General features: G+C 70.0%; 27 protein-coding genes. 14 read left to right on the top strand and 13 right to left on the bottom strand.

Annotation, left to right across the window (positions count from 1 at the left end; genetic code table 11):
- Nucleotides 1–40 precede the first annotated feature (40 nt).
- On the bottom strand, nt 41–1,066 hold the full coding sequence (locus WME95_RS38355) for a hypothetical protein (RefSeq protein WP_437904262.1): 1,026 nt from the start codon (nt 1,064–1,066) through the stop codon (nt 41–43).
- Between the two features lie 718 nt (nt 1,067–1,784).
- Here WME95_RS38355 and WME95_RS38350 point away from each other — a divergent pair.
- On the top strand, nt 1,785–1,922 hold the full coding sequence (locus tag WME95_RS38350; RefSeq protein WP_437904261.1) for a hypothetical protein: 138 nt from the start codon (nt 1,785–1,787) through the stop codon (nt 1,920–1,922).
- Between the two features lie 60 nt (nt 1,923–1,982).
- Here the strand turns inward: WME95_RS38350 and WME95_RS38345 are convergent, their stop codons facing one another.
- Nucleotides 1,983–3,665, bottom strand: coding sequence for a right-handed parallel beta-helix repeat-containing protein (locus tag WME95_RS38345; protein WP_437904260.1), 1,683 nt, complete (start codon nt 3,663–3,665; stop codon nt 1,983–1,985).
- Between the two features lie 217 nt (nt 3,666–3,882).
- Between WME95_RS38345 and WME95_RS38340 the strand changes: the two genes are divergently transcribed.
- Nucleotides 3,883–4,272, top strand: a complete 390-nt coding sequence (locus tag WME95_RS38340) for a hypothetical protein (RefSeq protein ID WP_437904259.1) — start codon at nt 3,883–3,885, stop codon at nt 4,270–4,272.
- 349 nt (nt 4,273–4,621) lie between these two features.
- Nucleotides 4,622–5,221 (top strand): HdeD family acid-resistance protein, encoded by a 600-nt coding sequence (locus tag WME95_RS38335; protein ID WP_437904258.1) that lies wholly within the window; start codon nt 4,622–4,624, stop codon nt 5,219–5,221.
- A 40-nt stretch (nt 5,222–5,261) separates the two neighbouring features.
- On the opposite strand, the gene WME95_RS38330 is transcribed toward WME95_RS38335, so the two are convergent.
- The 5 genes from WME95_RS38330 to WME95_RS38310 form a co-directional block, all read right to left on the bottom strand.
- Nucleotides 5,262–6,077, bottom strand: coding sequence for an HAD hydrolase family protein (locus WME95_RS38330; RefSeq protein WP_437904257.1), 816 nt, complete (start codon nt 6,075–6,077; stop codon nt 5,262–5,264).
- Nucleotides 6,074–7,468 (bottom strand): glucose-6-phosphate dehydrogenase, encoded by a 1,395-nt coding sequence (zwf, locus tag WME95_RS38325; RefSeq protein ID WP_437904256.1) that lies wholly within the window; start codon nt 7,466–7,468, stop codon nt 6,074–6,076. The genes WME95_RS38330 and zwf overlap by 4 nt, the downstream gene beginning before the upstream one ends.
- A 178-nt stretch (nt 7,469–7,646) precedes the next feature.
- The gene (locus WME95_RS38320) at nt 7,647–8,039 is read right to left on the bottom strand and encodes a hypothetical protein (RefSeq protein ID WP_437904255.1); all 393 of its coding nucleotides are present in this window, start codon (nt 8,037–8,039) and stop codon (nt 7,647–7,649) included.
- A 26-nt stretch (nt 8,040–8,065) separates the two neighbouring features.
- Nucleotides 8,066–9,217: a zinc-dependent alcohol dehydrogenase gene (locus tag WME95_RS38315; protein WP_437904254.1), complete on the bottom strand. Its 1,152-nt coding sequence runs from the start codon at nt 9,215–9,217 to the stop codon at nt 8,066–8,068.
- Nucleotides 9,218–9,446: 229 nt separating this feature from the next.
- A complete protein-coding gene (locus WME95_RS38310) occupies nt 9,447–11,018 on the bottom strand; it encodes a sigma-54 interaction domain-containing protein (RefSeq protein WP_437904253.1) in 1,572 nt (523 codons plus the stop codon).
- 197 nt (nt 11,019–11,215) lie between these two features.
- On the opposite strand from WME95_RS38310, the gene WME95_RS38305 reads away from it, so the two are divergent.
- Both WME95_RS38305 and WME95_RS38300 read left to right on the top strand, forming a co-directional pair.
- A complete protein-coding gene (locus WME95_RS38305) occupies nt 11,216–12,451 on the top strand; it encodes an RtcB family protein (RefSeq protein ID WP_437904252.1) in 1,236 nt (411 codons plus the stop codon).
- Entirely contained in the window at nt 12,448–13,107 is a 660-nt protein-coding gene (locus WME95_RS38300; RefSeq protein ID WP_437904250.1) for a peptide chain release factor-like protein, read from the top strand. The genes WME95_RS38305 and WME95_RS38300 overlap by 4 nt, the downstream gene beginning before the upstream one ends.
- 156 nt (nt 13,108–13,263) lie before the next feature.
- Here the strand turns inward: WME95_RS38300 and WME95_RS38295 are convergent, their stop codons facing one another.
- Together WME95_RS38295 and WME95_RS38290 are read right to left on the bottom strand one after the other, a co-directional pair.
- Nucleotides 13,264–14,280: a hypothetical protein gene (locus tag WME95_RS38295; protein WP_437904249.1), complete on the bottom strand. Its 1,017-nt coding sequence runs from the start codon at nt 14,278–14,280 to the stop codon at nt 13,264–13,266.
- A gap of 394 nt (nt 14,281–14,674) precedes the next feature.
- Nucleotides 14,675–14,869, bottom strand: coding sequence for a hypothetical protein (locus WME95_RS38290; RefSeq protein WP_437904248.1), 195 nt, complete (start codon nt 14,867–14,869; stop codon nt 14,675–14,677).
- A 43-nt stretch (nt 14,870–14,912) separates the two neighbouring features.
- On the opposite strand from WME95_RS38290, the gene WME95_RS38285 reads away from it, so the two are divergent.
- From WME95_RS38285 to WME95_RS38265, 5 genes are all read left to right on the top strand, one after another.
- Nucleotides 14,913–15,077: a hypothetical protein gene (locus WME95_RS38285; RefSeq protein ID WP_437904247.1), complete on the top strand. Its 165-nt coding sequence runs from the start codon at nt 14,913–14,915 to the stop codon at nt 15,075–15,077.
- A gap of 315 nt (nt 15,078–15,392) precedes the next feature.
- Nucleotides 15,393–15,884: a cytochrome c-type biogenesis protein gene (locus WME95_RS38280; RefSeq protein WP_437904246.1), complete on the top strand. Its 492-nt coding sequence runs from the start codon at nt 15,393–15,395 to the stop codon at nt 15,882–15,884.
- A gap of 248 nt (nt 15,885–16,132) precedes the next feature.
- On the top strand, nt 16,133–16,981 hold the full coding sequence (locus WME95_RS38275) for an MbnP family copper-binding protein (RefSeq protein WP_437904244.1): 849 nt from the start codon (nt 16,133–16,135) through the stop codon (nt 16,979–16,981).
- 1 nt (nt 16,982) lies between these two features.
- Nucleotides 16,983–17,516: a hypothetical protein gene (locus tag WME95_RS38270; RefSeq protein ID WP_437904242.1), complete on the top strand. Its 534-nt coding sequence runs from the start codon at nt 16,983–16,985 to the stop codon at nt 17,514–17,516.
- The gene (locus tag WME95_RS38265; RefSeq protein ID WP_437904241.1) at nt 17,513–18,652 is read left to right on the top strand and encodes an MbnH family di-heme enzyme; all 1,140 of its coding nucleotides are present in this window, start codon (nt 17,513–17,515) and stop codon (nt 18,650–18,652) included. The genes WME95_RS38270 and WME95_RS38265 overlap by 4 nt, the downstream gene beginning before the upstream one ends.
- Before the next feature lie 23 nt (nt 18,653–18,675).
- Here WME95_RS38265 and WME95_RS38260 read toward each other — a convergent pair whose 3' ends face one another.
- Complete coding sequence (locus tag WME95_RS38260) at nt 18,676–19,446, bottom strand: SDR family NAD(P)-dependent oxidoreductase (RefSeq protein ID WP_437904240.1); 771 nt, start codon at nt 19,444–19,446, stop codon at nt 18,676–18,678.
- Between the two features lie 121 nt (nt 19,447–19,567).
- Between WME95_RS38260 and WME95_RS38255 the strand changes: the two genes are divergently transcribed.
- On the top strand, nt 19,568–20,254 hold the full coding sequence (locus WME95_RS38255) for a TetR/AcrR family transcriptional regulator (protein WP_437904239.1): 687 nt from the start codon (nt 19,568–19,570) through the stop codon (nt 20,252–20,254).
- Between the two features lie 18 nt (nt 20,255–20,272).
- On the opposite strand, the gene WME95_RS38250 is transcribed toward WME95_RS38255, so the two are convergent.
- The 3 genes from WME95_RS38250 to WME95_RS38240 all read right to left on the bottom strand — a co-directional run bounded on the left by WME95_RS38250 (nt 20,273) and on the right by WME95_RS38240 (nt 22,285).
- Nucleotides 20,273–20,836 carry a sigma-70 family RNA polymerase sigma factor gene (locus tag WME95_RS38250; protein ID WP_437904238.1) on the bottom strand — a complete coding sequence of 188 codons (564 nt, stop codon included), beginning with the start codon at nt 20,834–20,836 and terminating at the stop codon, nt 20,273–20,275.
- Nucleotides 20,837–20,908: 72 nt separating this feature from the next.
- Nucleotides 20,909–21,073, bottom strand: coding sequence for a hypothetical protein (locus WME95_RS38245; protein ID WP_437904237.1), 165 nt, complete (start codon nt 21,071–21,073; stop codon nt 20,909–20,911).
- Between the two features lie 126 nt (nt 21,074–21,199).
- The gene (locus WME95_RS38240) at nt 21,200–22,285 is read right to left on the bottom strand and encodes an RNA polymerase sigma factor (RefSeq protein ID WP_437904236.1); all 1,086 of its coding nucleotides are present in this window, start codon (nt 22,283–22,285) and stop codon (nt 21,200–21,202) included.
- 248 nt (nt 22,286–22,533) lie between these two features.
- On the opposite strand from WME95_RS38240, the gene WME95_RS38235 reads away from it, so the two are divergent.
- Genes WME95_RS38235 through WME95_RS38225 form a run of 3 tightly spaced genes read left to right on the top strand, consistent with a single transcriptional unit; the run spans nt 22,534 to nt 26,857 of the window.
- Entirely contained in the window at nt 22,534–23,628 is a 1,095-nt protein-coding gene (locus WME95_RS38235; RefSeq protein WP_437904235.1) for a PEGA domain-containing protein, read from the top strand.
- Nucleotides 23,629–23,643: 15 nt separating this feature from the next.
- Nucleotides 23,644–25,287, top strand: a complete 1,644-nt coding sequence (locus WME95_RS38230) for a hypothetical protein (protein WP_437904233.1) — start codon at nt 23,644–23,646, stop codon at nt 25,285–25,287.
- A gap of 37 nt (nt 25,288–25,324) precedes the next feature.
- Nucleotides 25,325–26,857: a hypothetical protein gene (locus WME95_RS38225; RefSeq protein WP_437904232.1), complete on the top strand. Its 1,533-nt coding sequence runs from the start codon at nt 25,325–25,327 to the stop codon at nt 26,855–26,857.
- Nucleotides 26,858–26,868 lie beyond the last annotated feature (11 nt).

Here is a 26,868-nt window from a genome sequence, read left to right as displayed (position 1 = left end):
CAGCCGGTGAGGCGGCTCTGGCCGGAGCCGCTGCTATCCCTCACAGCCAAGCGAGCCGACCGTCTTCAAGCAGCACCCAGGGGGCCGAAGGCGAGTACGCATCGGTCCCGGCGACGGGCAGGCGTGGCGCGTCCGAGAGCTGAACGAGCCCCTTGTCTCGGAGCCGCATCCCGCGTTCGGTGAGGCGATAGACGAACGACTTCATTGGGATGTCGGGCCTCGGGCCGGGTGCGCGCTCTACGAACGCGCTCGACTCGTGGCCTGCCCAGTGCTCCAATCGGCGTCCTAAGAACAGGTCACCTGTACAGGAGAGAAGCCGCCACAAATTCATACCCGTTTGTGATTTGTGGACGGCCACGGCCACCGGAGTCTGCCACTCCGCCGACAAAAGAGTGAGAAGCAGTTCGTCGAATCGGCTGAGGAGCAGGGCTCCTTCAGTGGTCTTCCTTGGAAAGAAGCAAGAGAGAAACGCCCACAGAGGAGCAAGTTCTGGGAAGCCTTCGCCACCGGCGATGCAGCTGTCGACGAAGGGCATCGGGTTCTCACCGGCGTAGCTTTCCCAGAGGTGAATGGCACAATCGTAGCGTTCCGCTGGCCAAGGGCACGCCTTGTCGAGACGATCCAGGAGCACCTCATCAGGGTAGTGAGCGACCGACGCGGAGCAGTTGAAGGGCGGAACGCTTGATGGTTCTGGAGAGCTTTCTATTGTGCTTGACACAAAATCGAACTCGGCGATGAGAACGTCACTGCGCTGGATCCCCAGGTGCCGCAACCAGCTACAAGTCCTCCATAAGTTCACCCGCTCGTGTAAGCTCACTGACGCCCACAGGATAACGGGCGGCTTCCAACGGACCTCCGGCGAATAGAGCCGGTCCCACTTCTCATCAGAGTTCCACAACTCTTCACGCACCCGAGCGTGTTCAAGGGTATCCCGCCGGTTAGGTCCGACGATAAGACGATCGGCCGCACGCACGACGTTGGTAGCTCCGAGCTGCAGTAGGCGTTCTGTCGTCCGTGCATCGAAGGCGACGTGCGTCGCTCTGTGAAGGGAGGTGAGGTCCGTCATGTTCAATAAAACCCGCACTTATCGCACTCGCCCCAGGAGTAGTCTCGTTTGTCGTAACAGTCGTCACGACAGATGTCGCATAGAGTCCTGCCGAACTCGATTTCTCGCGTGCAAGGTCTACCCTTATCCCAGCAAGCGTCGTACATGTCGGTACATGACTTGCTCGGCGAGCACCCCCCGCCATCGCAAGCTGTGCGCTGCCCACATCGTCGTCTTCCGGCTCGTCTTCTTCGCCGTTGCTGGGGTAGTCTCCCGCCCCTGCGGATTCTGTCGGGTATCCAGCACCCGCGCTTCCCGGCTCCACTGTGTCGCAGGTGTAGGACAAGTCGCATGCCGACGCGAGCACCATCACGAATCCGCCGCACAGCACGAGTGCGCTCGCCTTCTTCAAGCCGTCTCCCGTGCTTCCTCCCTTTTCTAAATTGGCGCATCCGTTCTCGCACCGGAAGGGCGGCGTCAACGGTGATCTGAGCCGTGGTTATGTCCGTGCTGCGATCGAGCCTGCGACTCAAGTCGCGTCCGGTGCGTCGCTGGGTCGAGGATCGCGTCGGCGAGCTCGGCGTTGTCGCCCCCCACCTACCGACCGCGCGCGACCTGTGCGGCCAAGCGAGACCGCCTACGCCGCCCTTACGGGCATCGACCTGAACTCTCTCGTCTCCGTGCGCCCTCCGTGTGCCCCGACGCCAGGGCACGCGGCTCCAACGCGGCCGACCTCGCGATGGGAGACGGGCACCTCGCCCCCGCCGAGCAGCAGATGCTCAACCAGATCGTCCAATCGTGGCAGATCCCCGAGCAGTACCTCGGACCCTACGTCCAGGCCCTGATGGTGAAGAACAACGTCGCTGTCTTTGGCTGAGCGCCGTCCTCGCCGGCGCGCCTCCACGTGGGCGCGCCACCCCGATCCGTCTCCCAGCGCTCACCCACTTGCAGGGACTCGGCGCTTCCGGCGCGCCCTGAAGCACCAGAGCACGAGGTTGAGGAGCGCAAAGCCCGCTGCATCCGGCCGGTGGCCGCCAGGCGTGCTGCACGCGCAGCCGGCCGAGTCGTCGGCGCTGCTCGTGCTCGGATCGGCGCCATCGCCGCCCGCGCCCAGGGTTCCGCCGCTACCGACGCTCGTCGTGCCGCCGCTGGTTGCGCCGCCGCTGGCTGCGCCGCCGCTTACCGCTCCTCCGCTTGCGCTTGCGCTCGCGCCGCCCGACCCCGTATCCGCGGTACCGCCGCCGCCCGAGCCACCGCTCCCCGCTCCGCCGGTGCCGGAAGCCCCGGCGGTCTCGGTCTCGGCCAGCCCCGCCTCGAAGCAGCCAAAATCCGGAGCGGAGCCCGCGTAGGGCAGCCCGACGTCGACGCCCTTGTCGATGGCGTCGCTTTCCGGCGCGAGGCGGAAATTCGTGAGCACGGGCAAGCTGCCGTCGGCCTGTCGCGGAGCGTCCAGCCCCATTTCGGACGGATTCTGAAAGTCCGCGTCCGAGACCGTGACACCCCCCGCCGTCCAGGAGTTGTTCGCGTCGTCGGCGCCGTTGCGGTTCGAGAACAGCGTCCCGCCGAACGCCAGGTTGTTCCGGTAAACCCCGACGGTGATGTCGTTCCCGTTCGAATCCATCCCGAGCATGTTGAAGTCGGGGCGATTCCCGTACGACGTGTTGTTGTAGAAGTAGAGCGTGCTCGGGTGGTGGTTCGCGTAAAACCCTGCCGCCCTGTTGAAGGCGGCGAGGCAGCTCTGCACCGTGTGCGCCGCGGGCTCGGCCGGAAACCTCGCCGGATCGGCGCCGTAGCCGCCGCCCTTGAAGCCGTTGCCGTTGCCGATGCCGGTCTGCGTCCCCGGCTTGTAGCCGTTGTACCAGGCCCACGAGCGCTCGACGAGGCAGGCGGCGCCGGAGTTGATGAAATCGTAGCCGTCGTCCGCGTTCCACCAGGCGCGGCAGCCTCGGAAGACATTGCCGGTCTCCCGGGCGCCGACGTGACAGCCGAAGCCGTCCGCGCTCTCGCCTGCGCCGTTCGACGTGAGCTCGTCGAAGTTGTCGTGCGAGTCGCAGTTGAGCACGAGGTTGTTGCTGCCACGCTGGATGAAGATGCCCGCGCCCATGATGTGGTGGACGTCGAGCGCTTCGAAGATGTTGTTGCTGCCCTGGTTCCACACGCCCCAGGACTCGTGGTTCAGGTTGTTGTTCTGGCGAACGCCCTTGATCTCGAGCCCCTTGAGGTGAATGTAATTCCCGGAGACGAGGATGCCCTTGATACGGCAGGAATCCTTGATGCCGTCGAAATCGAAGACGGGCTTCTCGCCGGGCGCGGCCCAGTACTTGATCGGATTGCCGGCGCTCCCGCTCTTGTTCAGCACCACGCCGCTGATGATCGCCGTCCCGCTCGAGCAGGTGGTGGTGCCCTTCGTGTACGTGTACGTGCCGCCTTTGAAGTAGACGACGTCGCCGGCCATGGCTACGCTTTGCGCTTTGGCCATCGACGCGAACGGCGCGCCTTCGGTGCCGGCGTTGTCGTCGTTGCCGGCGGGGGCCGGGGCCACGTAGTAGTCCTTGGCCCAGCCGCTCGTCGCGACGAGCAGCGGCGCGCCCAGCGCGGACAGCGAGAGAAGGAGTCGCACGTTCATTTTTGCACCAGCCCGAGGTCGTCGAGGTTGAAGCTCGCGGAGGCCGGGGGAAAGCACACCCAAGCGTCCTGGAGACGTCAAGCCCAAACTGCAGGACCTCCGGGTTGACAGGTCCAGCGTCCATGCGATATCGGCTGCAGGTGCGCCGCCGGAGCACACGGGGAGTGGAATCATGCGACGATTCGCGATCTCTCATTGGCTGATAGCGTGCTTGGCGAGCTGCACGTCGGCGCCGCCGTCCACGCCGGGGGACGGGGTCGTCGAGGGGCCTCCGCCCCCCGCGCCGTCGTGCCCGACCCAGAAGCTCGCGTTCACCCGGGAAACGGGGTGCGTGAACGATGGATCCCTGGAGTTCTGCCTGCCGTCGGACGACGCGGCGCTCCTCGCGCGCGCGCGGGGCATCGCGCCCGCGATCCGGGCCGGCTCGTCGAGGGGGCGCGCCAGGTGCGATGTGCCCGCAGAGACCCTGTATTTCTTCCCCACGGGAGACGCCGAGTGCACGGCGCGCCATGGCGCGCTCGATGACGCGGCATGGGACCAGGTCTGTCGTATCGCCGCGCTGCCCGAGGTGCGGGAGATCGTGCCGACGTGGTACGAGTGAGCGCGGGCGGGCGCTCCTGCGCTGGCTCGCCGGCCGAGCGGCCCGGCCGCGCGGATCGCTGGTAGAACCGCGCCGCGGAGAGGGCCGCCCGCCATCCACCGGCGTGAGGGGGTGAGCAACCCGGTCACGGGCGCGCGAGGCCGGCCGCCCGGGAGTCACTTGACACCGCTCGGGGGCGGCACCTTGTTCGCCGTGGCCCGACCCCTGCCGTGCCCCGCCCGGCTCATGCGCTCTCGGCGGAGCGCGTGGCGCTCGTTGCGGCGAGCGGTCACGCCGGTGAGGCGCTGGGCTTCCATTGGCGGTTGCGGTTACGGCGAAACTCCAGCTCCGGGAAGAGGAGGGTGCACACATGGCTGATCGCTGGGAGGACCCTGTTCATACGACGAGCTTCGGATTGCAGCTGGTCGAGCCTCATACCTTGCGGGAGAACCGCGGCTCGTTCATCGGGCTCGGCATCGCCCTTCTGGTGCTTGGCGCGCTCGCGATCCTCATGCCCGTGATCGCCTCGCTGGTCACGGCGGTCGCCATCGGGGCCGTGCTGGTGGCGAGCGGCCTCTTTCAGGGCCTCCACGCCATCCAGCACCGGCAATGGGCCAACGCCGGCTGGTCGCTCGCGAGCGCCCTGCTCCAGATCGCCGCGGGCGTCCTGATCGTGGCCTTCCCGCTGACGGGCACGGTCACGCTGACCTTGATCCTCGCGGCCTTCTTCTTCGCGGAAGGCTTCCTCAAGATCGTCCGCGCGCTCCAGCATCGCGAGATGCCCGCCTGGGGCTGGCTCCTGTTCGACGGGCTGCTCGCGCTGGCGCTCGGGGTCCTGATCTGGTGGCGCTGGCCGAGCACCGCGGCGTGGGCGATCGGGCTGCTCGTCGGCGTCAACGTCCTCGTCAGCGGCACGTCGATGTTGCTGATCGGGACCAGCGCGCGACAGCGGCCGGTGGCCAGCATGTGACAGGCGCCCCGGGCTGGCGACCGCGCCTGACGCTCGTTCCTCACTGGCCGCCACCGCTCGTGGCGAGCAGCCAGGTCTCCACGGCGTGCGCGAAGCCCTCGTCGGCGTTCGACAGCGTGATGAAGTGGGCTTGCCGCTGCACGACGGCGCGCGCCTGCCCCATGGCGATGCTGAGCCCGCTCTCCCGGAACATGAGCACATGATCGGGCAGCTCGCCGATCGCGGCCATGGCCGCGCCGGGGAGGCCGAGGCGCGCCGAGAGGGCCCTCGCGACCTCTCCGGAGTTGGCCCGCGGGTGCATCACCTCGATGCAATGGGGCACGGGGCGTGACGCCGAGAAGAACGCGCAGGCCCCCCGGAGGTCCGACTCGCCGCGCTCGAGCACCTCGGCGTCGTCGCTGACACCGACGATCTTGACCGCGCTGTCCACGACGCCTTCCCAGCGCTCGACGACCCTGGGGACACACTGCGCGACCTCCTGCTCGCGCGCGACGTGCGGCGCGTCGGCGCGGCGCACCAGCCAGTCGTCGCCCTGGTAGACCCAGACCGCGGCGCCGTGCCGCTCCAGGGTCGCGATGACGACCGCGGCCGCGCCGTTGTCCAGCGGGTGCTGCTCGATCACCGAGAGATCCGGCCGCACCAGCATGGCGCCGCCGAACGCGGCGACCGGCGTCGTGATCCCCAGCCGCCCGAGCAGGACGCGCAGGCCGCGCGGCGAGCGCCTGCTCATCAGCGCGAGGTCGATCCCGGCGTCGCGGAGCCGACTCACGGCCTGCTCCGCCCTGGGGGTGAGCACGCCGTCGGGCGTGAGGAGCGCGCCGTCCACGTCGGCGAGCAGCACGCGAATCCCGGTCATGCGGCTCTCCTCGCCACCGGGGGGGCCAGGGCGGGCGTCCGCCACCCGCCGAGGTCGGCGGCGAGGCGGTCGGCTTCGGCTGGGCCCCAGCTGCCCGGCTCATAGGGCGAGAGCAGAGTCGCCTGGTCCAGCACCGGATCGACAACGGCCCATTGCGCCTCCACTTCGGCCTGGCTCGCGAACAGGGTCGGATCGCCGGCGAGCGCATCGCCGAGGAGCCGCTCGTAGGGCCCCAGCGCCTCGGACAGGTCGCTCGCCACGAGCAGCTCGGTCGGCTGTCCGGCCATCAGCTCGCCGGGCGCCTTGATCCGCACGCCGACGGCGAGCTCCGGCGCCGGGGCGAGCCGGATGCGCACGTAGTCGGGAGCCCCGCGCCCGACATCCTCGAACACGGCGTGCGGAGGCCGCCGCAGCAGGACGAGCACCTCGGTCGCCGTGACCGCGAGGCGCTTGCCGGCGCGGATGCAGAACGGCACGCCCGCCCAGCGCCAGGTGTGGATGCGTAGCCGCGCGGCGCAGAACGTCTCGACCTGCGACCCTGGCGCGACGCCCGGCTCGCCGCGGTACCCGTCGTATTGACCGCGGACGACGTGCGCCGGATCGAGCGGCGTGATGGCCCGCAGCAGCCGGACGCGCTCCGCGCGCACGGCGTCCGCGTCCCCGGACGGCGGTGGATCCATGGCGAGGCACGCGACCACCTGCAGGAGATGGTTTTGCAGGACGTCGCGGATGCACCCGGTGGCGTCGTAGAACCGGCCGCGGCCCTCGATGCCGAACCGCTCGGCCATGGTGATCTGGACGCTCTCGACATGGTGGGAGTTCCAGACCGGCTCGAGCAGCGCGTTCGCGAAGCGGAAGTAAACGATGTTCTGGACAGGCTCTTTGCCGAGGAAGTGGTCGATCCGGAAGATCTCCTCTTCCGGAAAGACGCTCGCGAGCGTGCGGTAGAGCGCCCGAGCGGACTCCAGATCGTGGCCGAACGGCTTCTCGACGACGAGCCGCCCTCGCCGCACGCACCCGGAGCGGTCGAGCGCCTTGACGACCTCTTCGAACAGGTCGGGCGGCACGGCCATGTAGTGGAGCGGCCGCTGGGAGGTGCCGAGCCGCTCGCGGAGGCGGTGGAACGTCGCCGGATCGGCGTAATCCCCGCTCACGTACGAGAGCCGCGCGCACAGCTCGCGGTACACGCCGGCCTCGAACGCGCCCGCCCGCTCGAGGCTCTCGCGGACGCGGGCGCAGAGCTGATCGAGGCCCCACGGGCTCTTGGCCACGCCGACGATCGGCACCTCCAGCCTGCGGCGGCGGATCAGCCCGGCCAGCGCCGGGAAGATCTTCTTGAAGGCCAGGTCGCCTGTCGCTCCGAAGAGCACGAGCGCGTCGGCGGCGTTCATGCCGCCTGCTCGGCGGCGCCGGACATCACGCGCCGCACGCCCGAGCTCTCCTGGCCTTCAGCTTCCATCCATCCAGTGCGCATGCGCTCGGCTCCTCGCGTCTCGCCATGGCCCGGGGGCCCTGGTCCCGATCCGGCATCGCGTGTGCCACGCTGGATCGGCGCGAGCACGCCTTTCGTCACGCGCGCTGTGACGCCGTGCGCCTGGGCTTGACTGCCCTGACGGCCCGCCTCTTCAACAGGAGAGGGAGGCTCTCGATCACGTCGACCCGATCCGCGATGAACAGCGCGACCCAGTGGGAGAGCCGGTGATCCGGGACCTTGTAGGCGATGCGGCGCAGCGCGCCGCTCGCTCCTCTCGGCGGCAATGCCGTGCTGAACACCGGTGTCGGGCGGGCGCGCCCGGGGTGCCTGAGCAGCGGCCCCTCGATCGGCTGCTGCTCGGGCTCGAGCCAGTGCGCGCTCTCCAGGAGGCGCGGCGGCACCTCCCTCGGGACGCCTGGCCTGTCCTCGAGGCAAAGGTCGACTCCCCAGTACGGCAGCTCCCTCGGCAGCACGCTCTCGGCTTCCATGATCGCCTCCTCCTCGATGGCAGAGCTCACTTGGCCCCCCGCGGAACGAGCACGCATTTGAGGATCCCGTCGGTCCTCGCCGCGAACACCCGGTACATCTCCGCGGCCGCCTCGAGCGGGGCGCGGTGGGTGATGAGCGCCCTCGGGTCGATGTTCCCGCTGCGGATGTGCTCGAGCAGGCGGGGCATGTACCGCTTCACGTCGCACTGCCCTGTCTTGATGGTCAGGCCCTTGTTCATGGCCGCGCCCACGTCGAGGAGGTTCCACGGCGGCCCATAGACGCCGACGATCGAGACCCTCCCGCCGCGGCGGACCGACTGGATTGCCCAGTTGAGGGCGACGGGCGACCCGGCCTCGAGCTTGAGCGCCTTGCCCAGCACGTCGTGCAGCGCCGAGCCGTTCGCCTCGAGGCCGACCGCCTCGATGCAGACATCCGGCCCGCGGCCGTCGGTCATATCCCGGAGCGCGGACACGACATCCGGGGTCTCGCTGAAATCGAGCGTCTCTGCCTTGTTGTGCCGGCGCGCGAAATCGAGTCGGTAACCGACCGAATCGACGGCGATGACCCGGCGCGCGCCGAGGAGCCATGCGCACCGCTGGGCCACGAGGCCCACGGGCCCGCAGCCGAAGACGGCCACGGTGTCCGCGGGGCTGATGTCCCCCATCTCCGCGGCCTGGTACCCCGTGGGGAGGATATCCGAGAGAAAGAGCGCGTCCTCGTCCGAGAGGTCGTCGGGGATCTTCATGGGGCCGACGTCGGCGAAGGGGACGCGGACGCGCTCGGCCTGGCCCCCCTGGTAGCCGCCGGTGGTGTGTGAATAACCGAAGATCCCGCTGGCGAGCGTGGTGAGCGGGTTCGTGTTCTCGCAGGCGGAGGTGCGCTCTCGCTGGCAGAAGAAGCACGTCCCGCAGGCGATGTTGAACGGCACCACGACGCGGTCGCCGCGCTTCAGCGTCTGCACCGAGGCCCCGAGCTCCTCCACGACGCCGGTGAACTCATGGCCGAAGATGGTCCCCACGCGCGTGTCAGGCACGTAGCCATGATAGAGGTGCAGATCCGAGCCGCAGATCGTGGCGCGACTCACGCGCAGGACCACGTCGTTCGGATGTTGAACCCGAGGCTCCGGGTTTTCCTCGACGCGGACGTTCTTCGGCCCATGGTATGTGAGCGCCAGCATTCGCACGACCTCCCAGCTTGCTCGAGTGGGCAATGCAAGGGGTGAACCAGGCGCGCGCGCTCGTGGGTGCACCTGGCGTAGGCATCGGCTCTCCGGGCTTCGAGCGCCTTCGGGCGCCCAGCCTCGGGACATCGAGGACATTGCTGCTGGCGCCGGCGGCCCGGGCGCCGTTCGCCCCGTCAGCGGTCGTTCGTCTTCTTCTTCTGTTTCTTCGCCAGCGGCGGCAGCTTCAGCTTCTTCGGATCGTCGAGCGCGCAGGCGCACCCTTGCCGAGGCGATAGGCCGCCATCTTGCGCTTCAGGGTGTTCCTGTCGATGCCGAGCGCGCGCGCTGCGCGCGAGAGGTTGCCCTGGTGCACCTCGAGCGCGCGCCCGATCGCGGCGCGCTCGGCCGACGCCACGGCCTCCGCGAGCGGCGCGACCTCGTCGCCGCCTGCCTCCGAATCCGTCGCTCGCGCGATCCCGCCTGCGCCGCCGCTCGCCGGCCGCGCCGCCGGCGACGCGATCTCCGGCGCGAGATCGCCCACGTCGACCGTGTGCTCGCAGAACACGCCCCACCGCTGCACCTCCGCGCGCAGCTCGCGCACGTTGCCTGGCCAGGCGTGCTGGTAAAGGCTCCTCAGCGCCTCGCGTGTCACCTCGAGCCCGCGCCCCTTGCGCCGCGACTGCACCTCGTCGAGGAACGCGCCGACGAGCACCTCGATGTCGCCACCCCGCGCACGGAGCGGGGGAACCTCGATGATCGCGCCGCGCAGGCGGTAATACAGATCCTCGCGGAACGTCCCTTCCTCGACCATCGCCGCGAGATCGCGGTGGGTGGCGGCGAGGACGCGGACGTCCAGCTCGATCTTCGCCTCGCCGCCCACCCGCCGCAGCGTCCCGTCCTGAAGCACGCGCAGCAGCGACGCCTGCACCCGCGGCGACAGCTCGCCGATCTCGTCGAGGAACAGCGTCCCGCCGTGCGCCTGCTCGAAGACGCCGCGCCGCCGCCCCGCGGCCCCGGTGAAGGCCCCCGCCTCGTGGCCGAACAGCTCGCTCGCGAGCACGCCCTCGGCGAAGACGCTGCAGTTCTCCGCGATGAACGGCCCTCTCGCGCGCGGGCTGTGCTCGTGGATCGCCCTGGCCGCGAGCTCTTTTCCCGTCCCGGTCTCGCCGACGATCAGCACGGGCACGTCGGTCGCGGCGACCCGGGCGATGCGGGCGCGGAGGAAGCGCATCGGCTCGCTCTCGCCCACGAGCACCGTGTCGCGCGTGCGCGCCTCGGCCCGCAGGCGCACGACCTCCTCGCGCAGCGCGCGGATCTCGGGGAAACCCTCGATATCGAGCCGGACCTCGCGCACCGGCCGCGGGTGCGGGTGCGGCACGAACGCCGCCGGGATCACCTGGAGCATGCGCGCCGGCAGGATCCCCGCCTGCACCAGGATGACCCAGAGCGTCTGCGCCTGCGGCGTGCCGGCCGAGAGCAGGACGTCCGTCGCCCACGCCGCCGGCGGGAAGGCGCGCTTGAGCTGCGCCGAGAGCTTGCCGAGCGCCCGGAAGAGCTTCGCGTGGTCCGACGGATCGTCGACGTCCACGACCCGGAGCTCGATCCGCGGCGCGCGGGCCCGCGCCTGCTCGACGAGCGCCCGCGACGGCGCCTCGCCCGCCGGGATGGTGAGGACCACGATGGCGTCGTAGCGGCTCTCTTCCTGGTCGAGGAGCCGCAGCACCGGCCCGCGATCGCCCTCGGGCCGGCGGCTGTGGTGCGCCGGCGCCGGCCCGAGCGTGCCCGCGTCCGACCAGGTGAGGAGGAGGCGATTCACTGGTGCACCGTACACCAGGTATGGTGCACGATGTACCACTTTGTCTGGTGCGCGACGCACCAGTTTGAGGCGTTCTGCCGGCGCCGCCGCGGGCCGCGCGATGGCATGGAAGACGCAAGTCTCCTGCGCATTCCCATGGGCATTCCTGTTCCCATCCGCGTTTGCGCCTGCCCTTGCCTCCTGCCCCGGAGATCTCGATGAAAGCCCCCGCCGACAGCGCAGTCCTTCCTGCCCACGCCCGCCTGGTCGCCCGCGACGACGTCTGGCTCGAGGGCAACGCCGTCCAGCAGCTCGCGCGCGTCGCCGCGCTGCCGGGCTGCGTCCGCGCCGTGGGCATGCCGGACCTGCACGCCGGGCGGGGCATCCCCATCGGCGCGGCCTTCGCCTTCGCGGACCGGGTCGTCCCCGAGCTCATCGGCGGCGACGCCGGCTGCGGCGTGCGGCTCGTCGCGACGTCGATCGGCCGCATGGCGCCGGACGTCCTCGAGCGGCGCGCCCGGCAGGCGATGGATGACGATCCGCTCGCCGAGTGCGACCCGCGGGAGGTGTTCGAGCGGGTCTGGGAGCGCGGCGCGCGCGGCTTTGCCGAGGTCGACGGCGTGCCCGAGGCGCTCGCGCGGCTCGCGGCGGCGGAGCCCGAGGACGGCCTTCGCCCGAGCGGGGACGCGTCGCCGTACCGCGCGGGCTACGAGGGCGCGCTCGGCTCGGTCGGCGGGGGGAACCACTTCCTCGAGGTCGCCCGGGTCGGCCCGCTGCGGGACCCTGCGGCGGCGAAGGCCCTCGGCCTCTCCGCGGGGGAGCTCGTCGTCCTGGCGCACTCCGGCTCGCGCGGGCTCGGCGGCGCGCTCGGGCAGCGCTGGGGCGGCGCGGTGCTCGAGGGGGACGCGGCCGAGCCGTACCTCGGCGAGCTCGCCGGCGCGTGCCGCTTCGCGCGGGCGAACCGGCTCCTGCTCGCGTACCGGATGCTGCGCGCGCTCGGCGCCTCGCGGGCGTCGACGATCACGGGCGGGCTCGACCTCACCCACAACGACGTCGCGCGCGAGGCCGTGGGCGGCGAGCTGGCCTGGGTGCACCGCAAGGGCGCGGCGCCTGCCCGGGGCAGCGACTTCACCGTGGTGCTCGGGTCGCGCGGCGCGCCGTCGTGGGTGATGCGCTCGTGCGACGCGGAGGCGGGGCTGCGCTCCGTCGCGCACGGCGCCGGCCGCAAGATGGGGCGCAGCGAGGCGCGCGAGAAGATCGCGGCCAGGTACCGGCGGCGCGAGCTCGCCCGCACGGAGCTCGGCGGCCGCGTCGTGTGCGACGATCCGGCGCTGCTGCTCGAGGAGCACCCGGACGCGTACAAGCCGATCGAGCCGGTGATCGAGAGCCTTGTCGAGGCCGGCCTGGCGACGGCGGTCGCGCCGCTCGTGCCGGTGCTCACGGTGAAGCGATGAGCCGGTCGTGGGTGCAGATCAGCGCGGGGAGGGGGCCTATCGAGGTGCGGCGCTTCGTGGCGCGGCTCGCCGAGCGCATGGAGGCGCTCTGCGAGGAGCGCGGGCTCGCGGTGGTCGACGTCACGCTGCACGGCGACGAGGACGCGCCGGCCTCGGTCGAGATCCTTGTGGAGGGCGACGCGCGGCGCTGCCTGGAGGGCGAGCTCGGGACGCACGCGCTGGTCGAGCGGAGCGCGGCGCGGGGGAAGGCGGCGCGCAAGCGGTGGTTCGCGGGGGTGGCGGTCCACGCTGCGGGGGCGGAAGCTGGGGTGGGCGCGGGCGAGGGCGTGGGCGTGGATCTCGGCGAACTCGAGATCTCGGCCTGCCGCGCGAGCGGGCCGGGAGGGCAGCACGTGAACAAGACCCTGTCGGCGGTCCGGATCCACCACCGGCCGAGCGGGATCACGGTGCGCGTGGCCGATGAGCGCTCGCAGCGCGCGAACGTCCGCCGCGGGGTGGAGCGCATCGCCGAGCGGCTCGCCGAGCGCGCCGCCCGGCGCGCCGCAGAGGGGGAGGCCGCGCGCTGGAGCGAGCATGACCGGATCGTCCGGGGAGAGCCGGTGAGGACGTACCGGGTGGGGCGGAAGAGCGCGCTCGTGGTGGCGGAGGCGCGGTGAGGGGGAGCAGCCCCGAGCCATGTCGGCGCCTGCGGGGTTCCTCGTGCGGCCATATCCACGAACAGCCGCGAGGACCTCCGTCGCTCGGTGGGGCCCGTGCCAGGCGTCGTCTCCTGGCACCTGAGACGAGCGGGGCTTCGCCCGCGCCGCACGAGCTCACGGCGGCTTGCAGAATCCGATGCTCTGTGAATGGCAGATCCCGTCCTTACAGAGGGTCCCGAAAGGGCATTCCGCGTTCACGGAGCAGGGCTCGCCGACGTCGCGCGCTTCGAAGCAGTGCCTCTCTTCGCAACCGGACGTCGCGCACGCGCAACGCATGTCCACCGTGCAATCCTCGTCGAACTCGCATGGAGCACCGACCGGCAAGCGCGTGGCACAGGTATGCTCCGTGTTTTCGGCATCATCGCAGTAGGCTTCTGGAACGCACTCATCGGAGCTGCGACATGGCTCGCCGAGAGACACGTTCGGCTCGCAGGTGCCGAACGTGCAATGGTGGCCAGCCCCGCAGACAGGGATGGTGGCGCCCTCGTTGGCCCGCCCGCAGGGGGCGCCCTGTTCGACCTCGACGATCGGCCGGCAGCTGTCCACGACACATCCGTGCCCGGGACCATACTTGGTGACGCAAGTCCGGTTCGAGCTGCACTCGTCGGGCGTTTCTCCTTTTGGAGAGATAACGAGGGCATCCGAGCAAGGATCGACCCAATCGAACAAGCTCTCGTCGGTAAAAGCGCACTTGTTCGAGACGGAGCGCGCGACTTGCACGCAATGCTCCGCCATCACGTCGTCGATGTAGAAGTCGAGCTCGCTCGGGTCCTTTGCACCGAGGTCTGTGGCTTCTACCAGCCGCAAGAGGAAGAGCTCGCCGCCGAGCTGCAGGCAATCGGTGCGCGCCGCGAGCCCGTAGTCGTCGCAGCAGTTCCGACCTCGTTCGCAGACGGCAGCGCCCAGCTCGGCCGCGAGATCGAGCAGGCGAGCTTCGACGTCGGGCGGCAGCTCGATGGTGATCTGGAAGTCGCTGGGGTCGCCGGTCGAATCGGCAGCGTTGCCGCAGCCGTGAGCCAGGGCGGCAACCGGCAGCATCGCGGCCATGAGCGCGAACAGCGGGCGTGCGGAGCGGATGAAGCGAGTCGCCAGGCGCTTGGGGTCACAGATTCCGAAGATCGGCTTTGCCATAGGGGAACCGCACAAAGTGAGGCTACGGGGGGTCTTGCGAACACGCAGCGCGCTCGTCGGATCAGCGCGCATTGGCGAGGGTAGGTGTAAGGAATCTCGCATCTGGTCGAAGATGTCAAGGACGATGCGGCGCGTGTTTCAGCGACCGAAAAGATGCGATTGCTAGGAAGAACGCCCCGCAGGTCCCCGCTCGCCCTTCAACACCTCGTCACGTCGGCCGGCCCTCGCTCGCGCGGAGGATCTCCCCGGGTGACCGCGGTGTTCGCCGCGGAGCACAGGAAGACGGTGGCGGGCGCTACCTCCTCGGGGCGCAGCAACCGCCCCACAGGATACGCCTTCCCGCGCCGCGCGACGAGCTCCGGTGATACCTGTGCGCTCACCCTGTCGGTCAGGGTCAAGCCCGGCACCACCACGTGGTCAAGAGCCCGCGCGGCCCGAGCTCGCGCGCGAGCTCGGACGTGAGCCCGTGGAGCGCCGCCTTGGCGGCGGGCCTGCTGCGTACCGGGTTCGAGGACGTCCGCAAGGAGGCGGGCGCGAGCCCATCGAGCGTGTACCACCTCGGTGAAGCATGCGTGTTTGCGCTGGGCATGGAGAGGAGCGTGCCTATCCACCATCCTGGGACCGTTCGAGAGTTGGTCGTTCGACGAGCCCAGCTGCTCCAGGACTTCCACAAGCCAGCGAGCGCGGTGCAGCTCTCGGTGGTACCGGATGTGGACATGGACGGGGTAAAGATAGTGGGCGAGGCGACGATCTACGTGTGCCTCTTCTCGCGCGTCTGGACTTGGGTGGATCCGTAGCCATTCCCCTGAGCGGCCGCTGTCCGCTTGGCCAGGAGGCCCCGGTATCCCCGTGGCGGTGAGCAATGCGTCAAGGTGTCGCACCTCGTCGAACCATGCAGCCGTAATCCGGCCTTCGGCGCGCGCATCGCCGCGCTGCGACAAGCGCGACATCGTGTCGCAGGACCTTGGCAGCGGGCGACGCTAGCCTGTTTCGCGATGATCCAGCGAGACCAGGACGGGCCTGCCAATGCCCCGGCCCGCTTCCCCCACGGCGCGCGAAAGGGAAGCGGACTGGTGGGTCTCCGGTCGCTCCAGAGCTCGCGCTGGCGCCGCGTGGCAACGCTGGCCGTCGCCCTCGCTGGCGTGGCGCTCACCGGCAGGGCCGAGCCCGCGCCGCCCAGCCAGGCCGCCTCCGAGCTCGTCGACTCGACCCCGGCGCCCGGCGAGAGGGCGCTCGCGGCGCGTCTGCTCGCGCCTTGTTGCTGGGATCAGACGCTCGATGTCCACGAATCGGAGGTGGCGCGCGATCTTCGTCGCGAGATCCATGCGCGTCTCCGTCGGGGCGAGGCGGCCGACGCGATCGAGCACGACCTCGTGGCGCGGTACGGCGAGCGCCTCCGCGCGGCGCCCTCGTCAGGCACGCTCGGCAAGGTCGCGCTGGGATTGCTGCTGGCCATCGCAGCGACCTTCCTCGGGATCTTCGCCCTGTTGCGATCGTGGCGGAGCAATGCAGCGCAGGCCGCTCCGGCCGGAGGCACCCTTGCGGCTGCTCGCGACGAGTACGACGAGCGCCTCGACGACGAGCTCCGGGAGCGCGACGCGTGAGTGCACCCGTCTTCCCGGTTGATGGGAGAGGAGGCTCAGCAGGGACATCTCGTTATGACCGCGGCGCAGTGGCCACGGCGGAAACCTCTTCGCCCGGATGCCGTCGACTCCCCTTGAAGGATGGCCACAGGGTGCGACAACTTGCTGCACGTAGGAGAGCCGAGCTTCGAGTAAGCTCCGCTCAGTCCGGTGCGGTGGTGACGACGTTGTGGCTTCGTAGCTTGAAAGGTTGCCTGATGAGTTGTTCAATGGCTCGTGTCACGTGCCTCGGCGTGGCCTGTCTCGCGGCTCTGAGCGGATGCGGCGGGAGCGATGAGGACGTCATCTCGAAGACGTTCGCGTTGAGCTTCGCCGCCAAGGTCGGCGACAGGACGTTCTCCTGCACCGACACCTTCGATGGAGTCGGCACGACCGGATCGTCGGTCAATGCGCTCGATTTTCGCATGTACGTCTACGACGTGCGGCTCGTTCACGGTGACGGCGCCGAGGAGCCCCTCTCGCTCGAGCAGGATGGCCAATGGCAGCGCGACAAGATCGCGTTCCTCGACTTCGAGGACGGCACGGGCTCCTGTGAGACCGGCAGCCCGGAGATGAGGACCGAGGTTATTGGCACAGCGCCCGCCGGCGATTACGCCGGTGTCAGGTTCAACGTGGGGTTGCCCCCGGAGATGAACCACCTCGATGCGGCGACGGCCCCGGCGCCCCTGAACATTCCCGGTATGTGGTGGTCGTGGAAGGGCGGCTACAAGTTCGTGCGCCTCGACCTCATCTCGACGATGAACCCGACCTATTTCTTCCACCTCGGGGGTACGAAGTGCGAGGGTACGGTGAGCGAGGGGTACTCGTGCGCCGCTGACAACCTCGCCGATATACGCATCGACGGGGTCGACCCGGAGTCGAGCACCATCGTCTTCGATATCGCCAGATTTTATGCCGCGTCCGACCTGGACCACCAGGTCGACGGCGAGACGGATCGCACCTCCGGTTGCATGTCGTTCGAGGGAGATCCAGAGTGCCCGCCCGTCTTCAACGCGCTTGGCATGGGCTTCGATGGCGTGAACCCGTCCGCCGCGCAGACCGCCTTCCGGGTGGAGTGAGATGTACATCCTCAGAACGGCGACCTGCCTGCTCGCGTCGTTATGGGTCTGTGGGCTTGCCGGCTGCGGTGCCTCCGACGAGGGCATGGACGAGCCGAGCGACGCGGAGATCCTTCCGGGTGACCCTCGCTTCGAGCGCGATCCGGCGCTCGACGTGGAGAACATCAGCGCCGCTGCGGAGAAGCGCAGCCACAACATGGGGCAGAACTGCATCGGCTGCCATCAGCCCCACGGGCCTGGCAAGGGGCTCTTCACCACGGCCGGGACGGTGTACGCGCCGTCGGGCACGCCGGTGACGGGCGGAACGGTCGAGCTCCGTACGGCCGGCGGAGGCGAGGGAGAGCTCGTGCTCTCCGTTGCCATCGACGGGAACGGGAACTTCTTCACGACCGAGCCGCTGCCCTTCCCGGACCAGGCGCTGTTCTTCTTCGTGCGGTCCCAGGACGGCGAGGGGACGAACGAGATGCCGTTTCCATCCATCTCTGGAGCGTGTAACCTGTGTCACAACGAACAGCGCCGCATCCTGCTGGAGTGATCCGCGCAATCGCGTCGGCCGCGCTCGTCGCGCTCGCGGCGGCGTCGTGCGGGGGCGAGACGGAAGCGACCTCGCCGGTCGACGGCTACGAGCTCGCCCTGCCCGTTGGCTTCCCGAAGCCGTGGGTGCCGCCCGACAACCCGATGACCGAGGCGAAGGTCGCGCTCGGGCGCGCCCTGTTCTTCGATGAGCGCTTGTCGGGCAATGGGACCATGGCGTGCGCCTCGTGTCACGAGCGCGACAGGGGGTTTGCCGACGGCAAGCCGACCCCGACCGGCTCGACAGGGGACGCGATCCCGCGCAACGCGATGGGGCTGGCCAATGTCGCCTATTTCCCGCTGCTCACGTGGGGCAACCCCACGCTGTCCTCGCTCGAGGAGCAGGCGCTCGTCCCGATGTTCGGCGAGAACCCGGTCGAGCTCGGGATCACCGGCGCCGAGGACGTCGTTCTCGGCCGGCTGCGCGGCGACGAGGCGTACAAGGCGGCGTTCGTCGCCGCCTTCCCCGGCGAGAGCGAGCCGATCACGTTCGATACCGTCGTGAAGGCGATCGCGACGTTCGAGAGGACGCTTATCTCCGGGCGCTCCGCGTACGATCGGTACACGTACGGCGGAGAGGCGGGCGCGATGTCCGAGGCGGCGTTGCGCGGCATGGATCTCTTCTTCTCCGAGCGGCTCGAGTGTTATCACTGCCACAGCGGGATCAACTTCACGACCGCCTTCCGGAGCGCCGAGACGAAGCAGGCGGAGATGGATTTTCACAACACCGGCCTCTACAACCTCGGCTCGGACGGGGGCTATCCCTCCGGCGGAGAGGGGCTGTTCGAGTTCACCGGTGACCCGGCGGACAAGGGGAAATTCCGCGTTCCTTCGCTGCGCAACGTCGAGCTGACGGCGCCCTACATGCACGACGGGAGCGTGGCCACCCTGGAGGAGGTCGTCGACCACTACGCCGCGGGAGGCAGGACCATCGACGACGGGCCGTTCGCGGGCGTGGGCAGCGAGAACCCGAACAAGAGCACGCTCGTCAGGGCGTTCACCATCACGCCGGAGGAGAAGGCGGATGTCGTGGCCTTCATGAAGAGCTTGACCGATCCGGAGTTCGCGGCCGTGGTGGACGGCGCGCCGGCGCCGTGACCGGTGGGTGTCAGTTCCCTCGATTACATCGGCCGGCCCCCGCTCGCGCGGACGATCTCCCCCGTGACCGCGGTGTTCGCCGCCGAGCACAGGAAGACGATCGTCGGCGCCACCTCCGCGGGCCGCAGCAACCGCCCCACGGGATAGGCCTTCCCGCGCTGCGCGACGAGCTCCGGTGATGCCTGCGCGCTCACCTTGTCGGTCAGCGTGAAGCCCGGCACCACCACGTTGGTCAGGATCCCGTGCGGCCCGAGCTCGCGCGCGAGCACGGACGTGAGCCCGTGAAGCGCCGCCTTGGCGGCGGCGTACGGCCCTGCGCCCACCACCCCGTCGAGCGCCACGCCCGAGGAGACATTGACGATCCGCCCCCATCCGCGGGCCCGCATCGAGGGCACCGCGGCCTGGATGGCGGCAAAGGCGCCGTCGATGTTGTCGTGGATGACGCCCTGCCACTCCGCGAGCGGGATGTCCTCGAAGCGCGGCGCTTCCCAGGGCAAGCGCTCGCTCCAGCGGACCGCGTTGTTGACGAGCACATCGATCTGCCCGAAGCGCGCCACGGTGGCCGCGACCGCCGCCTTGACGGACTCGACCGACCCGAGGTCGAGCTCCAGCGCGACCGCCTCGCCGCCTCGCCCCTCGATCTCCCGGACGACCTCTCGGGCCTTCTCCCGCTCGCTCCGGTAGGTGAGCGCCACGCGGGCCCCCTCGGCCGCGAGCTGCAACGCCACCTCCTTGCCGATCCCCTGCGAGCCACCGGTCACCAGCGCGGCCCTCTTCTCCAGCCCCAGCTCCATGCGACACCTCGCTTTCGACAGGAAGGGTAACAAAATGGAAGAAACTTCCAAGATTAAATTGGAAGAATCCTCCAGTTGGGCCTGCTGGCCAGCGGTGCGCGGCTGGGGTAGGGGAGGGGCCATGGCCGTGGCTCGACAGAACGGCGTGGCCCGCCGGGAGGCGCTCCTGGACGCGGCGCTCCGCTGCTTCGAGCAGCGGGGCCTCTTGCGCACCGGGATCGAGGACGTCCGCAAGGAGGCGGGCGCGAGCCCTTCGAGCGTGTACCACCTCTTCGAGGACTTCCCGGCGCTCGTGGCCGCGCTGCTGGAGCGGACCTTCGAGCGGCTGGTGGGGCACGTGACCGCGCGCGTGCTCGCCGCAAGGACGGCGCGCTCGGCGGTGCGGGCGCTGGTGGAGGCGCACTTGACCTGGGTGTTCGACCACGAGGGCGAGGCGCGCTTCATGTACCAGGCGCTCGCGCTGGAGCTCGACGGGCATCACCGCGCCGCGCTCCGGGAGACCAAGGCGCGGCTCAAGGCAGAGACGATCGCGCATCTCTCCGATCTCGGCGTCTTCTCCGGGGCGCGCTCGTCCGAGGTGATGGTCGACGTCGTGCTGCTCGGGCCGGCGCACCAGGCCTGCCGCGCCTACCTCTCCGCGCCCGGCGCCGTGGACCCCGCGTGGATGAAGGCGACCCTGCCCGAGCTCGCATGCGCAGCGATGGGCAAGGTCGACCCGGCGAAACCGGCGGCCCGGACAGGGCGGCGCGCCGCTGGCGTGGAGCCGCGCAAGCAGGCCGGCGGGAGAAGGAAAGGTAAACCAGGTTGAGGAGGTGTCCGCTGATGCTCATCGCGACCCCGCTCTCCGGGCGAAATCCTCCGTGGTGACCCGAAGCCCGATGATGTCGCGCAGCGCATCGATGGCCTTCGTGCGTCGCTTGTAGAGCGTAGAGAGAGGCAGCCCCGCGTCTTCCGCCACTTGGGCCATCGGGATCCCATCCAGATCGTGTGCCACGAGAATAAAGCGCAGCTTCGGATCGAGCTCGTTCACCGCCTCGATCGTGCCCGTTCTGATGCTGTCGGATTCCATCGTAGCGGCGGCATCCGGCGCGGGATCGGCAAGTTCGATCAGATCGACGAGCTCCTCCCTGCGGTGCTTCCTACGCTCGTGATAGTGCGAGGCAACGTGTACGGTGATCCCGTTCAACCAGCGTTCCGGCCTGCCGCGCTTCGGATCGAACCTGGGCCAGCTCTCCCAGGCGGTGAGCCAGACCTGCCCTGCCACGTCGGCACGATGGCATCGTGGGACGCCCAGCCTCCCCAGCAAGCTCAGCACGGCACGAACGAGCGCCGGGCAAAACAGGCGCGCGTGCGCGGCGGCTCGCTCGTCGTTATTCGACGGACGACCCATGGTTTCACCCTCCCGCGAACGCGATGGACAGCTGCGCTCATCCATGGCTCCCCACTCCCGGAAGTGTCGTGTTCAGCAACCGCTCCACCTCCCTCGGTTCCAACCCGCGTGCTCGCGCGCCTCGTGAAGCCCGCGCTCGCGTCCCAGCGCTTCGCGCGCGGTGACCGCGAAGCCGATCGCGACGCACGCGATCATCGCGAGCCCGAGCGGCGAGACGAGCCACATCGCACCCAGCATGGTCCTCCATGTTCCCTCCTGAACCATGAGCATTCCTGTCCGACGCGCGGCGGAGCCCGGCCTCGTGCTGCCCGACGACAGCACCGACCTCACCGCTGGCTTGGCCGTCGATGGACAGCCGACTCGTCAGCGAAGCTGCCTGAGCATCTCTTCGCGCTCTACGGCGAGCCGACCGCGCGGGAACTCCTGCGCATGTGCCTCGAGCAACCGGTGCGCCTCGAGGTCCGCCTCTGGACTGTGAGCCTCGATGGCCGTCCGGGCCTGGCGGATCAGGCTCCTCTCGCGCGCGCTGATCGCCTGCTTCGCGTGCGTCGTCGAGGACGACGCACGCGAAGCAGCCGTTACCGACGGCGCGGGCGTCGTGGTCGCCCCGGCGCCATCCTGTCCGGCGCTGCGCTCCACGGGGAGCGCAGCGGCCTGCGCCGCGGGTGATGCGGAGGACGTCCCCGCCTGCCCGGCGCGGCGCTCCGCGGGGAGCGGCGCGGAGGCCTGCCCCGTCAGCGCCGGCCAACCGTCATCGAGAGCCGATCGAACCCACGCCTGCAGCGTGGACGAGGAGGTCACGGCAGCGACAATGGCGCTCATGAGCACGACGCTCGCCCCCTGCGCCAGGAGCCTCCAAGTCCAGCGGAGCAGGGAGTCAATCCCTGCCCGGCGTGGAGTGAGCCCGAACGGAACGACGCAGGGGGTCTCGTCCCATCCGCGCGAGCGTCGCTTCGCCTTCCAGCGCTTCGCCGCCACCTCCAGCTGCTCGTGGGCGCGACGGTGCTGCGTCTTCACGGCGTCAGGGTGGAGCCCCAGCTCCACGGCGATCTGGGTCAGCGGGATCTCCTCGAGATCGTGCTTGATCAAGATGTCGCGGTACTTCGGCTCGACACCGTCGATGAGCTCCCGCAACACGGCTTCCCGCTCGCGCCACCTGAGCAGCTCTTCCGGCGTAGCGTGCTCGTCGTGAAGCTCGGGGTCGTGAGACGGCGTCAGCTCCTCTCGCCGGCGGCGGGCGCTTCGAACATGGTCGCGCGCCTGGTTGGCTGCGATCGTGACGCGGTACGGCGCCGGGTCCCCGCCTGCCTCGATCCGTCCCTCCGCGTCGAGACCCCGCAGCAGCGCGTCCTGCGCGACGTCCTCGGCATCGCGCGCGGGAACCCCGAAGCGCCTCGCCAGGCGCCGGAAGAGCTCGAAGCTGCTGAAGGTCCCCGCTGGCCTGCCCATGCCGGTAGCACGTCCGAGCGGCCCTCCCGGGGTCAGAAAAGTGAACGGCCCGGTCCATTTTGGTAGGATAATGTGTACCTGTGTGCCACCTGTGCGACCGCACAGCACTCGGCCCCTGGGAGAGATGACAACGTTGCTGTTTCGCGCTGAAATTTCTCACGGCAAACGCAAGCGCATGGCGATTTCACCCGCCATTGACGCCGAGCAGTTGACGCAACTACCGTCATGATATGCGTTGCGCTCCACAGTTGTTCTCGATTCTCCTTGCGGTCGGGGCATCGACATGCCTTACGAGCGCGGCGCGCGCCCAGGGCGGCTCATTAACGACAAGGTCGAGAGAGCACGCGACAGTGAAGGACCATGTTCGCCGTGGCCAGAGGGCGCGCGCGACCGGGCAATGGACCGAGGCACACGCCGCCTACAAGGCGGCCTTCGAGGCCGCAGACCAAGCGTCGAGTACGGAGCGCGAACGCGCGGAGATTGCCGGGGAGCTTGGCCTCTGCGAGCTCGCGTTGGGCAAATACCGCGACGCGGCCGAACACCTGGCCTGGAGCCTCGAGCAGCGCGAGGCGCTGCCGGCCGCTCTGCAGAAGCGATTCGAGGAAGGGCAGCGCAAGGCAACACCGCACGTCGCGAAGCTCCGCGTCTCCGTCGACCCACCGGACGCCGAGGTGTTCGTCGATGGCAAAGCCGTCGGCCGCATCGCGCGCGTCTATACGCTGTTCGTCGAGCCGGGGCTGCACATGGTGCGGGCCCGAGCGCCAGGCGGCGAAGATGCGTTTCAGTCCGTGCGCGCCGTGGCGAAAGCGGAGCACGAGCTCTCTCTTCATGTGCCGCGCGCGCCGGTGAGCAGCGCCGAGGGGGGCGCGCCGGCGTCACCGAACGAAACACCGCGACCCCTGAGCGCTCCGGCGGCTGCGCTGACGCGACCTGCGAGCCCATGGGCTTCCTGGCCGGGGACGGCGCGGATGGGCGGCATCGTGGTGACGACGGCAACAGCGGCGGCCGGCGCGGTCTTTCTCCTGCGCGCGCACGTCGTCCACAGCAATCTGCGAGAGAGAGACATCACGCGTCGCGCGCAGGGGTGGACGTCCCATACGTGCCGGGAAGCCAGCGCACCGGCGACGTGCGCCGGCATTCGTGACCAGGTGAACGAGCGGGATCTGTTCGCGACCCTCGGCAAGGTGTCGCTGGCGACGAGCGCCGTGTTCGGCGTGGCGACGGCGGCCTCGTTCTTCACGGAGGTTGCCTTTCTCGGTGGTGCGCCCACAGCCGCCAGCGTCCGCATCGTGCCGGTGACGACGAGCGAACGGGCGGGTGTGCTCGTCGAAGGCGCCTGGTGAGGGGGAGGCGAGGTCATGCGTTCTAGATCGATGGGTCGCCGTCGAGAGGTCCTCCGTTCGCTGGCGGCTGTCGCGTTCGGTCTCGCAGGCGCCGCCGGGAACACCGGCTGCTACTCCGACAGCTGTGCGGACAGCTACTGGTGCGAGGTTCCGCCGCCGGAGCCATCCCCTTGTGACGGGGATCCGAGGACGGCGACGGCGCTCGACGTGTGCGGCGTGTTCGTCAGCGAGCAGGGCGACGACAACAGCGCCGGCACGAAGGACGCGCCGGTGAGGACGTTGCAACGTGCGATCGGCCTCGCCGCGCACGTTCGACGCGACGGCCAGGCGCCGACCCGGCGCGTGTACGCGTGCGGCGGATTGTTCGAGGAGGACATCTCGCTCCCCCAGGGTGTCGAGCTCTGGGGCGGCCGTCTGTGTGCCGGCGGCGACTGGTCCTACGGAGGGCCGCTCGACGAGCAGAACGCGCTGACCGTCATCGCGCCGCCCGTGGGGATCCCGGTGCGGGTCCTCGGGGGGGACGACGATGCGGCCATCGCGGAGGAGGATGCGACGTCGGTGATCTTCGGCGTGCGAGTCGAGGCGGCCGACGCCTCCGCGAGCGATGGGAAGTCGTCGATCGCGATGATCCTGGAGCATGGGGCCAGGACGATCGTGCAGTCGAGTGTGATCCTCGCAGGCGATGGCAAGGATGGAGAGCCGGGCGAGGACGCGCCGAGCTTCCGCGCGAAGGCCGGCGTGGTTGGGAACGACGGCGTGGACGCCTGCACGACGAACGCGGCGCCTGGCGCCCTTCCGGTCGTGACCGTGTGCGGCGACGGCATCGAGTCGACGGGTGGCGAGGGGGGCGATGGAGGCCCCGAGATGGGCGGCGACGGGACCTCAGGACTGCCGGAACCGGTCGGGAATGCGGACGAGCAGGGCCTGGGCGGCTTCGGCGGGTCCAGCATGCCGTGCAAGAATGGGAAAAACGGAGCAGTCGGCGCCGACGCAGAGCGCGCTGCCGGAGCGGCGGGCGCCGGCCTCCTGGGCATCGACGGATGGGTCGGCGTCCGCGGTAAAGACGGGGAGAAGGGCGGCGTCGGCCAGGGCGGCGGCGCGGGTGGCGGCGGCAAAGGGCGCGACGCCACGGTGGCGTGTCCGGCAGGTCGCCCCCAGGCCGGAGCGGCCGGCGGATCGGGGGGCAGTGGCGGCTGCGGGGGCAGAGGGGGCCAGGGGGGCGACTACGGCGGCGCGAGCATCGGGATCGTGGCACTGCAGAGGAGCGACCTTACGATCAAGGACAGCAAGGTCCTCGGGGCCAAGGGCGGCGATGGCGGGGCCGGCGGAACGGGCCAGTGGGGAGGCTCTGGCGTTTCCGGCGGCCTCGGTGGGAAGCACCCTTTGAACGACAGCTGGAACGCGTGCCGCGGTGGAAGCGGCGGCGACGGCGGTCGTGGGGGCGATGCCGGCGGCGGGCTCGGGGGCCACTCGCTCGGCATCGGCTCCGTGGGCGCCTCCGTGGCCATCTTGGAGACCTCGACGGTCTCGCCCGGACAAGCCGGCACCGGTGGGCGCGGCGGCAATGCAATCCCGGAAAGTGAGCTCGGCCAGGGGCGAAGCGGCACCGCGGCGTTCTGGTACCGGTTCGATGCGCCAGACCCGGAGCCGCCTCAATGAACCGCCCTCTGCTGGCGGCACCCCTCAGGAGACGCACATGAGAAAGAGCACCGCTGCTACCTTCGTCCTTCTGTTGTCGCCGTGGGCGGCCGGCTGCGGAACCGCTCCCGGCGTGAACGATCCTGGCGTGACGCCTTGTAAAGGCACTTCGTGCGAGGACGAGCCGCCCCCGGAGTCGGTCTGCGTCGAGCACGTCGCCGCCGGTGTCCTCGACGACGGCTGCGGCGTGTTCGTCGCCGGAGCCTACGGTTTTGGCGACGACAGGAACCCCGGCACGAAGGCGAAGCCGGTGTTCACCGTCGAGTACGCCGTCGAGCTCGCGCGCGCTGGACGAGGACGCGTGTTCCTTTGCAACGATGGATTCGTCGTGGAGCAGATCAGGGTGCCCTCCGGCGTGGATCTCCTCGGGGGCTTCCACTGCCGGAAATGGGAGCGCGACCCCCTGCGCCCGTTCACCCTGTTCAATCCCGAGCGGGTCTTCGGCCCCATGGTGATCGTCGAGCCCTCGGCCCCCGGGGACACGGGGGCCGCGGACGGGGTCTCGACGCTCGCCGATCTCCACGTCCCGAGCTGGGGCCCGGTCGGTGTGCTCGCTCAGTCCAACACCGCGGTGGAGATCCTGCGGAGCGAGATCTCCGCCAACGGAGGGGGTGGAAACAGACACGGCGAGAGGTGGCCGACCAGGCAACCGGACGGGCCGGATGGCATGTTCGGTGGGGACGCATGCTCGGCGGCCGTCGTCGCCGGCGGGCCTGCGCCCGTGAACCAGTGCGAGAGCGCGCTCACGAGCGTCGGCGGCAAGGGAGGGGACGGGCTGCCCGACAGCGCCGAGGATGGAGCCGACGGGGAGCCCGCCGATGCTCCGCCCTCGGGACGCGGTGGTAGCGCAGAGCAGGACAACACCAGCAGTTGCTATCCCGGATCCCAGGGAGGCCCGGGGGCTCCGGGAACACAGGGCGCACCGGGCAAGGGCATCGGGCGCCTCACCGAGACAGGATGGGAGGGCGACACGGGGGGCGAGGGGACCTGGGGCACGCCGGGCCAGGGCGGCGGCGGCGGCGGCGGTCGTCGGGGCGGGCTCGCCCGGTGCGGCGCGGCCTCGAAGGGTGGCCCAGGAGGAGGCTCGGGAGGGGCCGGCGGTTGCGGGGGCCGAGGAGGCCGCGGGGGAGGGAACGGTCAGCCGTCCATCGGCGTCCTCGCGCTTCACGCCCGGGTGACCGTGCGCGAAACCAAGATCACGGCGGACTTTGGCGGCAAAGGCGGCGATGGCGGGCCCCCCCAGGACGGTGGCCGAGGCGGTCGAGGCGCACCGGGCGGAACGCTCGGGAATGAACTCGCCGCCTGTTTCGGAGGCGAGGGGGGCCAAGGAGGGCCCGGCGGCTACGGCGGCCCGGGGCGCGGCGGCGACTCGATCGGCATCGCCTACCTCGACGAGGATCAGCTCACGCTCGAGGGCGTCACCATCGGGACCGGACAGCCGGGCAAGGGCGGCACCAGCTGGAACCACGACGGCAGCATGACGGTGGGAGAGAGCGGCGAGGCCCACGAGACGTTTCGGTTTCCTGAATAGCCGAAGTCACG

The organism is Sorangium sp. So ce327, from assembly GCF_051530205.1.
Classification (GTDB): domain Bacteria; phylum Myxococcota_A; class Polyangia; order Polyangiales; family Polyangiaceae; genus Sorangium; species Sorangium cellulosum_B.
Note: the sequence above shows the minus strand (reverse complement) of the source record. Positions and strands in the feature narration are given on the sequence as shown.

What these genes read in the sequence shown, in the direction of transcription:
- WME95_RS38355 (WP_437904262.1), bottom strand. Translation starts at nt 1,066, where the DNA reads ATGACGGACCTCACCTCCCTTCACAGAGCGACGCACGTCGCCTTCGAT.
- WME95_RS38350 (WP_437904261.1), top strand. Translation starts at nt 1,785, where the DNA reads ATGGGAGACGGGCACCTCGCCCCCGCCGAGCAGCAGATGCTCAACCAG.
- WME95_RS38335 (WP_437904258.1), top strand. Translation starts at nt 4,622, where the DNA reads ATGGCTGATCGCTGGGAGGACCCTGTTCATACGACGAGCTTCGGATTG.
- WME95_RS38330 (WP_437904257.1), bottom strand. Translation starts at nt 6,077, where the DNA reads ATGACCGGGATTCGCGTGCTGCTCGCCGACGTGGACGGCGCGCTCCTC.
- zwf (WP_437904256.1), bottom strand. Translation starts at nt 7,468, where the DNA reads ATGAACGCCGCCGACGCGCTCGTGCTCTTCGGAGCGACAGGCGACCTG.
- WME95_RS38320 (WP_437904255.1), bottom strand. Translation starts at nt 8,039, where the DNA reads ATGGAAGCCGAGAGCGTGCTGCCGAGGGAGCTGCCGTACTGGGGAGTC.
- WME95_RS38315 (WP_437904254.1), bottom strand. Translation starts at nt 9,217, where the DNA reads ATGCTGGCGCTCACATACCATGGGCCGAAGAACGTCCGCGTCGAGGAA.
- WME95_RS38305 (WP_437904252.1), top strand. Translation starts at nt 11,216, where the DNA reads ATGAAAGCCCCCGCCGACAGCGCAGTCCTTCCTGCCCACGCCCGCCTG.
- WME95_RS38300 (WP_437904250.1), top strand. Translation starts at nt 12,448, where the DNA reads ATGAGCCGGTCGTGGGTGCAGATCAGCGCGGGGAGGGGGCCTATCGAG.
- WME95_RS38295 (WP_437904249.1), bottom strand. Translation starts at nt 14,280, where the DNA reads ATGGCAAAGCCGATCTTCGGAATCTGTGACCCCAAGCGCCTGGCGACT.
- WME95_RS38290 (WP_437904248.1), bottom strand. Translation starts at nt 14,869, where the DNA reads ATGCCCAGCGCAAACACGCATGCTTCACCGAGGTGGTACACGCTCGAT.
- WME95_RS38275 (WP_437904244.1), top strand. Translation starts at nt 16,133, where the DNA reads ATGGCTCGTGTCACGTGCCTCGGCGTGGCCTGTCTCGCGGCTCTGAGC.
- WME95_RS38270 (WP_437904242.1), top strand. Translation starts at nt 16,983, where the DNA reads ATGTACATCCTCAGAACGGCGACCTGCCTGCTCGCGTCGTTATGGGTC.
- WME95_RS38260 (WP_437904240.1), bottom strand. Translation starts at nt 19,446, where the DNA reads ATGGAGCTGGGGCTGGAGAAGAGGGCCGCGCTGGTGACCGGTGGCTCG.
- WME95_RS38255 (WP_437904239.1), top strand. Translation starts at nt 19,568, where the DNA reads ATGGCCGTGGCTCGACAGAACGGCGTGGCCCGCCGGGAGGCGCTCCTG.
- WME95_RS38250 (WP_437904238.1), bottom strand. Translation starts at nt 20,836, where the DNA reads ATGGGTCGTCCGTCGAATAACGACGAGCGAGCCGCCGCGCACGCGCGC.
- WME95_RS38245 (WP_437904237.1), bottom strand. Translation starts at nt 21,073, where the DNA reads ATGCTGGGTGCGATGTGGCTCGTCTCGCCGCTCGGGCTCGCGATGATC.
- WME95_RS38240 (WP_437904236.1), bottom strand. Translation starts at nt 22,285, where the DNA reads ATGGGCAGGCCAGCGGGGACCTTCAGCAGCTTCGAGCTCTTCCGGCGC.
- WME95_RS38230 (WP_437904233.1), top strand. Translation starts at nt 23,644, where the DNA reads ATGCGTTCTAGATCGATGGGTCGCCGTCGAGAGGTCCTCCGTTCGCTG.
- WME95_RS38225 (WP_437904232.1), top strand. Translation starts at nt 25,325, where the DNA reads ATGAGAAAGAGCACCGCTGCTACCTTCGTCCTTCTGTTGTCGCCGTGG.